We start from the raw sequence: 7,498 nt of genomic DNA on the forward strand, positions 1-7,498 counted from the left end.
GTCCTGTCAGTTTAAGGTGGGAACCGGCTGAAGCTCTTCAAAAGTCAGGAGGTTAATCTGTCCGCTCTCGTAGCTCATTTTCAGCCGGTAGGTTTTATCCTGGTCCTTCAGGGGCGTGGTGATAGCTCCGTTTGTGGTGGAAGACTTCAGCGTTCCGCTGAACTCCACCACACCAGGCTCGTTCATTGACCGTACTTCCCTTGTCTCAAAGCGGGTGGTTATGCCGCCTTTTTTGATGCGCTCAGCTTCAACATCCAGCGCTTTTTTCAGCGTGTCCCGACTGGCGGAGGGAACAAATCCGAGCAGCATTTTCTGGTTGTTATCAATGTTTTCCGGACTCACATTCAAACGCCAGTAAATAAAGGAAGTGGCGAACATGGTCATACCGGTTGCATCGGCGGTGAGTGCATCTGAGCTGAAGGGATGATTGAAGGTCATTGGCGTGGTAATGGTTTTCTGGTTCATGGCGAAATACCATGCCAGTGAACCGGTAATTACAGTTCCGGCTGTTGAAAACAGAGCCAGAGCGGAAATTCCAATAAATGTATATCGCAGCTGCTTATCCCGTTCTCCTTTAATTTTTAGTTTCATACTAATCAGGCTCTCCAGTGCCGGAAACTTGAATCAGGTATCTGTCGAAAAGTCATCCTGAATAAAAAGGATGGAAGGTGCCAGTAACAGAAATTAAGAAGCCAGTATGACCCCTGCCCTTTCTTGAGATATTTCATGACAAACCAGAGAAGGCCCGCTATTGCGGTTAACTCAATCGCTATATTGTTCAGCACGCCAAATACAACAAGCGGTGCCGTAACCAGTAATTCATCAATCGGTAAACCAAAGTAGCGAGCCTGCTGATTCAGCGTTTCCGGGAAGTAATATTTATCATCTTCCCCGTTCATCTTTTAGCTCGCAATACCGAAAGCGACCCGGGTAAAGATGATAGCCATGACAATACCGACGAAAACCAGGGGCGAGCGGGTTTTAATATAAATAAACAGGCCCATGATGATTTCGGCGATATAGAACCATTTAACGAGAGAAGAACCGGAACCGAATGTTGAATTAACGGTGGTGTTCTGACTGGACAATAAATCCGTACCTGCAGCCAGAACCGGGTGAGCAAACATAAATGAAATTAAGGCAAGTCCTCCGTATTTTGCCCATTTATTTAACTTAAGATTATTTCGCGCCTTGCGAAATAAAGACGCTACCGCCCATCCCTTTCCTGCCTGAAGGGCATTGCCACTGGTTTTCATGCTTGTTTTCTCCGAAGTAAACAAAAGTGATTCGCGTAAGTGCTTGTTTACGCGAGCGTTATTATCCCATGACCCTAAAAAAAAAAACCGTGACACATGTCACACATTTGCGGATTGTTTCAGAATTATCTGAATATATTAGGGGGTAGGCTTGGTCGGGCAGTTAACCTGGTAATGCTTGCGAGATCCAGCTATATGAAAGTTAAAGAAAAAATGTGGGAAGGTCGTGGCCGCCCGCGTAAGTTCCGCCCGGGCGAAGCCGTGGAGTGGCGGCTGCGTGCGCCGGATAATTTGTTAATGGAATTACGAATATGTGCCAGGGTGGGCAAAAGAAGTGTTAACGATGAAATTATTGCGCGCTTACTGTTATCGCTTAATTACCAGCCGGGACTGCCTGTAATTAAAACTGCTGAAGCAGAAAAGCTTATTTCCCTGGCGGTAAAGTTTGAGGAGTGGCTTGGTCAGTTGCTTGACACTGGTGAGGCTGAGCATGAAGAAATTAAAGCAACAAAGACGCAGTCAGAGCAGTTGTGGATGTGGCGTGACGGAGAAAGAATATTACTTCCGGGTAAAACGACCGGGTACAGTATGCGTATTCCTGAAAATCTGGCCGAAGAGATACGGGTGATGGCACGCGTACATAAACGCAGCCTGAACGACGAGATGCTGACCCGCCTGATGAATACACTGGGTTATTTTACCGGGCGCATACTCGACCAGAACGAAGATACGCAGGCACTGAAAGTATTGTGTATGGAATTTGAAGTGTTTTTGAAAGACAGAATATCTGAGGCAGAAAAAGGGGAACTGCCGTGGGATAAGGACAGCCATCTGTGACCGCCTGTGGCCGGATTTCTCCGGCCACAGTTTTAATCGTCCTGATTAACAAAATGCCGCGATTCAGCCTCGTCTTCCGCATCGTTTATACCAGTTATAATCATATTCAGCGTTTCTTCCAGTTTCCCGTGACCATCTTTTTCAGTCATTTTCAGATACATTTCTGAAAGTAACGTAGCTATCAATACCGTTCCCTCGCGGGAGCCCGCTGCTTTTCGAATAAGGTCGCGTTGATACCCTTCCAGATCGAATCTGTGGCCGTCAGAATCATCCCTCTTATAAACCAGCAAACCCAGTCTTATTAATTCATTGCAGGTAGCAGATATGTTTGCTTCTCCCGGATTTGCTCCATTTTGCAGGTCATGCTGAACAATATCACGTACTTCACGTTCTATTTTGTCTTTAAGGTAAATTCCCACTCTGCCCATATTTTTGGCCTTTCCTTGATAGTGTCGAATCCGACACTATCATTTTTGATAATGAGTTTAATGATATCGCAGAATTGTATGACAGATACCGGCGAAAGCAATATTAAACCTGATTATACAGTAGTACAATCAGACACTAACGTCTACGACAGTGTGACACTGTGCGACATCTAAATCAATAATATTCAATGATATCTACTATTGTACGATACAGGTAACACATACCTGCACTAACAGGTATTACATTACTACGATAAATTAGTGTCGGTGTGTACGACAAAAACCCGAATAACTCAAACGACCCGCATTACTACTAAAGACAACCAACTGAAATTAAAGCAAAAATCTGCAAGACGAAGTCTTGCGTGGGGTGTGATGTTTTAAGGGTCAGGCAAAGAGCGGCCTGAAATAAAGAGATTTCCTCATTTCTCTTTATTTGAGCCTGCCGGAAAATGTTTAAAATAAGCGCCTCCTGCGCGTCTGTAAGGAAATTTCTTGATTAAGACGATCGGCGGGGGTATTTTTACGGGCAACATTCCTGGAGTTTCCTGGATGCATCCCTGAAGGAATAGCCTAAATGAAAAAAAGCCTGCTGGTTCTCCTTGCCATCTCATTATCTGCACGCGCGGCACCGGAAATGTGTTTTAACCAGGCCGGGCGTGATTTTGGCATCGACCCGCTGCTGCTTACGGCTATTTCAATTAAAGAATCGCGTCTTGTTCCCGATGCCATAAACGGCAGTAACAGCAACGGAACGGAAGATGTATGTGGAATGCAGATCAACAGTTCGCACTACGGGAAGCTGAAAAACTTTAATATTACGCGAAAGGATCTTCTTTCGGATCCGTGTATATGTGTCTATACCGGAGCATGGGTACTGGCGCATAACTTCAGCGCATGGGGAAGGAACTGGGACAGTGTCGGGATGTATAACACCGGGCCGTCTGAAAAGTTCATAAAAAAACGGCGGGCTTATGCCGATCATATAAAGAGAATATATCGCGTACTGCTGGCAAGAAAAATCGTGTCCGAAAATTCATCCGTGCACGAAAGTCAGAAAACAGCGGCAGCCACCTTTTCCGAAAATATCTCCCCCGGTCAGTTAAATAAAGTCTCGCAATAGTGCACAAAAAACCCGCCGGATGGCGGGTTAAATTTTCAGTTTTTGAGTTTTATCATTTCCTCACCCAGTGACCATAATGCCCGGTTGAGTTTTACATCTCCGTCAATTCCGTTTATCGCCCGCGTTCGGGTACTCTTCCCGGTTTTTGAACGGGCAGGCACGCCGCCTTTAATCATATTTTCCTGCACCCGGTTAAATGTGCTCCATAAATCGGGCTTGTTATCGTCGCGACGACGCCAGTCAAGCAGCTGGTCAACAGTCACGGGTTTATGTTCTTCTCCGTAACGATATTCCAGCGCCGCACCTGCGAAGGCCCGTTGTTCTGCCGGTGACAGGGTTAAACTTTTCATGGCATCGATATTTTCATCAACCCTGTCAAATATTCCCAGGACTTCGTAAGCACCTTCGATGACCTGCCCGACAATATCCCCTTTGTGATGTACGCGAATATCACCAAACGTCTGTCCGCAAACCATGCCATTTGTGCAGACGAACCGAAACATGCCCGGGATCATCTGATAACTACTGGATCCGTCATGGCTGTTCAGTAAAATAATTTCCGGCACTTCTGTTCCGGTAATTCGGTCACGGCGGCGAAGACGTAACATATGTTTCGTAAATTCCCGCTTGTCAAAATTACGCACACGGGTCTGGCAGGCAAAAAAAGGTTCAAACCCTTCTTCGCGAAGTTTATCCAGGAGTGTGATGGTCGGAATATACGTGTACCGCTCCGAACGTGACGCATGCTTATCGCCCGTAAAAACGCTGGGTACATATTTTGCCAGCTCATCATTGGTTAAGGGACGTTCCTGGCGGATAACATGAGCAGCGCCAAAACGGGATGCAAGACGGGTCATAACATTCTCCTTAATTTACGGTTTTCATATCAGTTAAATGATTTGCGGGCTCACAAAAGAATTAATTAACCCCCAGACGGCGGAACATATCGGCGATGATATTTCGACGGGAATAAGAGGCACCGGCGGCCTTCAAATCTTCCAGAACATTTCTGGCGTAGCTGACGTCTGTGCCATAAACAGCAATAAGGCGCGCCGTTTTCGGCTCGGGAAATGCCAAAACCCATCTTTCGGAAGATTCAGGAGCGGCGGTTTTGACGTTCTGTGTGTGCATTCTGGTTGTCCCCTTTTCTGGTGGTTAAGCCATCTCTCGGTGAGTTCTCTCGCGGCGAAGGGCAAAGGAGCAACGCCGCAGGGAGGAGCGCAGGGGGCGGAGACAAAAAGTTTTTGCAGTCCTTTCGCAAAAAGTTTTTGGCGGAGTTCATTTCACCCCTTGTGCGACGACAAGGCGGTGCTACGAACAGCCCTCCGCGTGAGAACGGCCGGGAGATGGACACCGGGCAACCGGCAGAATGCACACACCCGACACGGCGGAACGGCGTGGCGACTTCAGAGCACCGGCACGCCGGTGCGGTGAACGCGCCGGCGAATGCCGGCTGCATGCTGTTGACCTTGACCTCCGCCATCAGACAGTAGCCGTCAGGCCCGAAACCGCCCTGCGGGTTCGGCGGAGACTGGCCGGTGCGAAGCAGCTGCCTGTCGGAGTCTGGCTCGACGACTGAACCGCGCAGCGGGTCAGGAGCCGAAGGGGGCCAGCATGGTGTTGATCTGTCTTTTACTGAACGAAAAGCGGTACAGGACCACAGGCCAGATGTTCACCAGGACAGGAACCCGTAAGTGACAACAAAGGCTATTCCCGGAATGACCTGGAATGCAGACGGGACAAAAACTTACGCGGAGGGATGGGGGCAGCGCGTCAGCGCTGCCCTTCCCTGCGCCGTCAGGCGCTGCGGGTTTACGGGGCCGGAAAAAGGCAGGGTGTCCCCTGCCCGGTTATTTATGCTGCCAGGCTGGCCAGAAAATCTTTCATCGCGTCCACCTGTCGGCGCAGTTTCAGGCGCGCTTCCCATTCATTGAGGTAATACACTGGTGTGTACCGCACCCGGCTGCACTGCAACGTCAGCGTATTCCCGGTGGTCACCTCTGCGGCGATGCCTAACAGGCTCAGTTGAATAAAAGCCATATCCGCCGCAATGGGATCGATATCGATGCACTGAACAAACATGTGTTCCGAAGGATTAAACCCGGCGTCAAGCAGGCATTCAGCATACGCAATCACCATACCCGCCGCGCCGCAGGTCGGTTCACTGAGGGTGAACCATCCTTTTTCACGGATGATTTCCGCCACACCAGGTATCAGCAAACGGGCCATCATGGACTGGACACTGTACGGCGTAAAATACTGGCCCATGTCACCGGAACCCAGTTCAAGCTCCATGAATATCGATCCGAGAAAATCCTGAAACTTACCTTCCAGCGCCGCGACGAGCATACAAAACAGCATTTTCAGGTTTTCCTGATCCTGCCCGTCGTACCGTTCACAAATTTTACGGCTTCGCTCGATGTTATCCTGCGTTCGTATCCGCGCCATATCCAGCTCACTGGCGGCAAGGGTAATAAAATCACTGAAAACATCCCAGCGCCGCAGATGCCGCCCGGTGGCTTTAAATACGCTGATAAACTGCTTTTTTGCGATGTCATACGTGACCATGCGCGAAACAGTTTTAACCGGCGGGGCGGTCTGAATGGCTGGCGTACTGTTAACAACGGCGGGCAGGTTATCAAAGGCATCAAACAGGGAATCCAGGCTTAGCTGTGACATGCGTTTCTCCTTAAAGCCGCCCCGTCAGGGGCGGCTGATTTCACATCACGCGAGCCCCAGGCCCGCGTAAACCTGAGTCATAAACTGCTGCCAGTGCTCCAGCTTCAGGGCCGGGACGCGGGCGCTTCCTTTCGTTCTTAAGTCGTTTACAAACGCTTTCGCCTGTGCGACGATTTGCGGGTCGAAATTCATAGATTTATCCTCTACTGAAATTTGATGGTTGCCGGGTCTTACGTTCCTAGGCGTTAACCCGGCGGGAATGAGCAGGCGTAAGCCTGCTTTTTTCATTTCTGGCTGTCGTTGTCCCGGTAAAACACCTCCTTAACGCGCTGCACGATCTGCGCGTGGTTCATGTTGCTGTAATCACGCATACGGTAATAACGGATGCCGATGCGGGTAAAAATTTCAGTCACGTTCCCGCAGTACATTTCCGCGCTCATAAACGTTTCACTTTCCCCGTTATCACCGGATGCCCAGTTGAGCGGGTACATACGCCCCAGCGCATCGTGAAAACGATGAACATCAATTTCTTCGGGCGCTTTTACTGCCATTCTTTCGCGGCCCATCCAGTAAGCCCGCTCGGCTTCGGCGCTGGCGTTAATCGCCGGATAACGTAATGATTCAGTGATGTGTGTAAGCATGGTTTTCTCCTTCGGGTTGGTTAAGGCGGCGCAGGCCGCCAGGCTAAACGTTGTGTCAGTAATCGCGGGCCAGTTCGGCCATGAGTTCATCACAGTCATTGTGTGCCTGTTGCTCATGAGCCAGCGTTAAGGAATATCCACGGCGGGCGGCGGCCCCCATAAAGACCGGGCGGTCTTTTACCGGTAATTTTTCGAGATAACCCATTGCCGCCCCTAACAGACGGGATTCAAAAATTTCGTAATGCAGACCACATCCCCGGTTCGCCTGTGCCTCCATTCGGATAAGCACCACATCAGCGCGGATCACATCAAACGCATTTGATGAATGAAGGTTGCGGATAAAGCCATCAGTCCGCAGACATGATTTTTCACCCCATCTTTCGGAAGATTCGGGAGCGGCGGTTTTGACGTTCTGTGTGTGCATTCTGGTTGTCCCCTTTTCTGGTGGTTAAGTCATCTCTCGGTGAGTTCTCTCGCGGCGAAGGGCAAAGGAGCAACGCCGCAGGGAGGAGCGCAGGGGGCGGAGACAAAAAG

The 7,498-nt window shown here is 49.5% G+C and carries 12 protein-coding genes; 2 read left to right on the forward strand and 10 right to left on the reverse strand.

Features of this window, described 5'->3' with window-relative positions; genetic code table 11:
* Positions 1 to 6: 6 nt before the first annotated feature.
* From OGY07_RS23085 to OGY07_RS23095, 3 genes are read right to left on the reverse strand one after another with little or no spacing between them, the layout of a single operon-like run.
* Positions 7 to 591 (reverse strand): TraE/TraK family type IV conjugative transfer system protein, encoded by a 585-nt coding sequence (locus OGY07_RS23085; RefSeq protein ID WP_284556508.1) that lies wholly within the window; start codon positions 589 to 591, stop codon positions 7 to 9.
* Between the two features lie 5 nt (positions 592 to 596).
* The gene (gene traL, locus OGY07_RS23090; protein ID WP_019843219.1) at positions 597 to 899 is read right to left on the reverse strand and encodes a type IV conjugative transfer system protein TraL; all 303 of its coding nucleotides are present in this window, start codon (positions 897 to 899) and stop codon (positions 597 to 599) included.
* 3 nt (positions 900 to 902) lie between these two features.
* Positions 903 to 1,256 (reverse strand): type IV conjugative transfer system pilin TraA, encoded by a 354-nt coding sequence (locus OGY07_RS23095; RefSeq protein WP_019843218.1) that lies wholly within the window; start codon positions 1,254 to 1,256, stop codon positions 903 to 905.
* Between the two features lie 195 nt (positions 1,257 to 1,451).
* Here OGY07_RS23095 and OGY07_RS23100 point away from each other — a divergent pair, with 195 nt between their 5' ends.
* Positions 1,452 to 2,093, forward strand: a complete 642-nt coding sequence (locus tag OGY07_RS23100) for an Arc family DNA-binding protein (RefSeq protein WP_284556509.1) — start codon at positions 1,452 to 1,454, stop codon at positions 2,091 to 2,093.
* A gap of 32 nt (positions 2,094 to 2,125) precedes the next feature.
* On the opposite strand, the gene OGY07_RS23105 is transcribed toward OGY07_RS23100, so the two are convergent.
* The gene (locus OGY07_RS23105) at positions 2,126 to 2,521 is read right to left on the reverse strand and encodes a relaxosome protein TraM (protein WP_284556510.1); all 396 of its coding nucleotides are present in this window, start codon (positions 2,519 to 2,521) and stop codon (positions 2,126 to 2,128) included.
* A gap of 577 nt (positions 2,522 to 3,098) precedes the next feature.
* On the opposite strand from OGY07_RS23105, the gene OGY07_RS23110 reads away from it, so the two are divergent.
* Positions 3,099 to 3,644: a lytic transglycosylase domain-containing protein gene (locus OGY07_RS23110; RefSeq protein ID WP_165463599.1), complete on the forward strand. Its 546-nt coding sequence runs from the start codon at positions 3,099 to 3,101 to the stop codon at positions 3,642 to 3,644.
* Positions 3,645 to 3,679: 35 nt separating this feature from the next.
* On the opposite strand, the gene OGY07_RS23115 is transcribed toward OGY07_RS23110, so the two are convergent.
* The 6 genes from OGY07_RS23115 to OGY07_RS23140 form a co-directional block, all read right to left on the reverse strand.
* Positions 3,680 to 4,501 carry a DUF932 domain-containing protein gene (locus tag OGY07_RS23115; protein ID WP_284556511.1) on the reverse strand — a complete coding sequence of 274 codons (822 nt, stop codon included), beginning with the start codon at positions 4,499 to 4,501 and terminating at the stop codon, positions 3,680 to 3,682.
* Positions 4,502 to 4,562: 61 nt separating this feature from the next.
* Entirely contained in the window at positions 4,563 to 4,775 is a 213-nt protein-coding gene (locus OGY07_RS23120) for a hypothetical protein (protein WP_165463601.1), read from the reverse strand.
* A gap of 723 nt (positions 4,776 to 5,498) precedes the next feature.
* Positions 5,499 to 6,323 (reverse strand): N-6 DNA methylase, encoded by an 825-nt coding sequence (locus tag OGY07_RS23125; protein ID WP_165463602.1) that lies wholly within the window; start codon positions 6,321 to 6,323, stop codon positions 5,499 to 5,501.
* 45 nt (positions 6,324 to 6,368) lie between these two features.
* Positions 6,369 to 6,515 (reverse strand): hypothetical protein, encoded by a 147-nt coding sequence (locus OGY07_RS23130; RefSeq protein ID WP_033876058.1) that lies wholly within the window; start codon positions 6,513 to 6,515, stop codon positions 6,369 to 6,371.
* A 92-nt stretch (positions 6,516 to 6,607) separates the two neighbouring features.
* Entirely contained in the window at positions 6,608 to 6,964 is a 357-nt protein-coding gene (locus OGY07_RS23135) for a hypothetical protein (protein ID WP_165463603.1), read from the reverse strand.
* Positions 6,965 to 7,019: 55 nt separating this feature from the next.
* Positions 7,020 to 7,388 carry a hypothetical protein gene (locus OGY07_RS23140; protein ID WP_165463604.1) on the reverse strand — a complete coding sequence of 123 codons (369 nt, stop codon included), beginning with the start codon at positions 7,386 to 7,388 and terminating at the stop codon, positions 7,020 to 7,022.
* Positions 7,389 to 7,498 lie beyond the last annotated feature (110 nt).

Origin of the sequence: Citrobacter sp. Cs237 (assembly GCF_030332325.1) — a bacterium.
Taxonomy (GTDB): Bacteria; Pseudomonadota; Gammaproteobacteria; order Enterobacterales; family Enterobacteriaceae; genus Citrobacter_A; species Citrobacter_A sedlakii.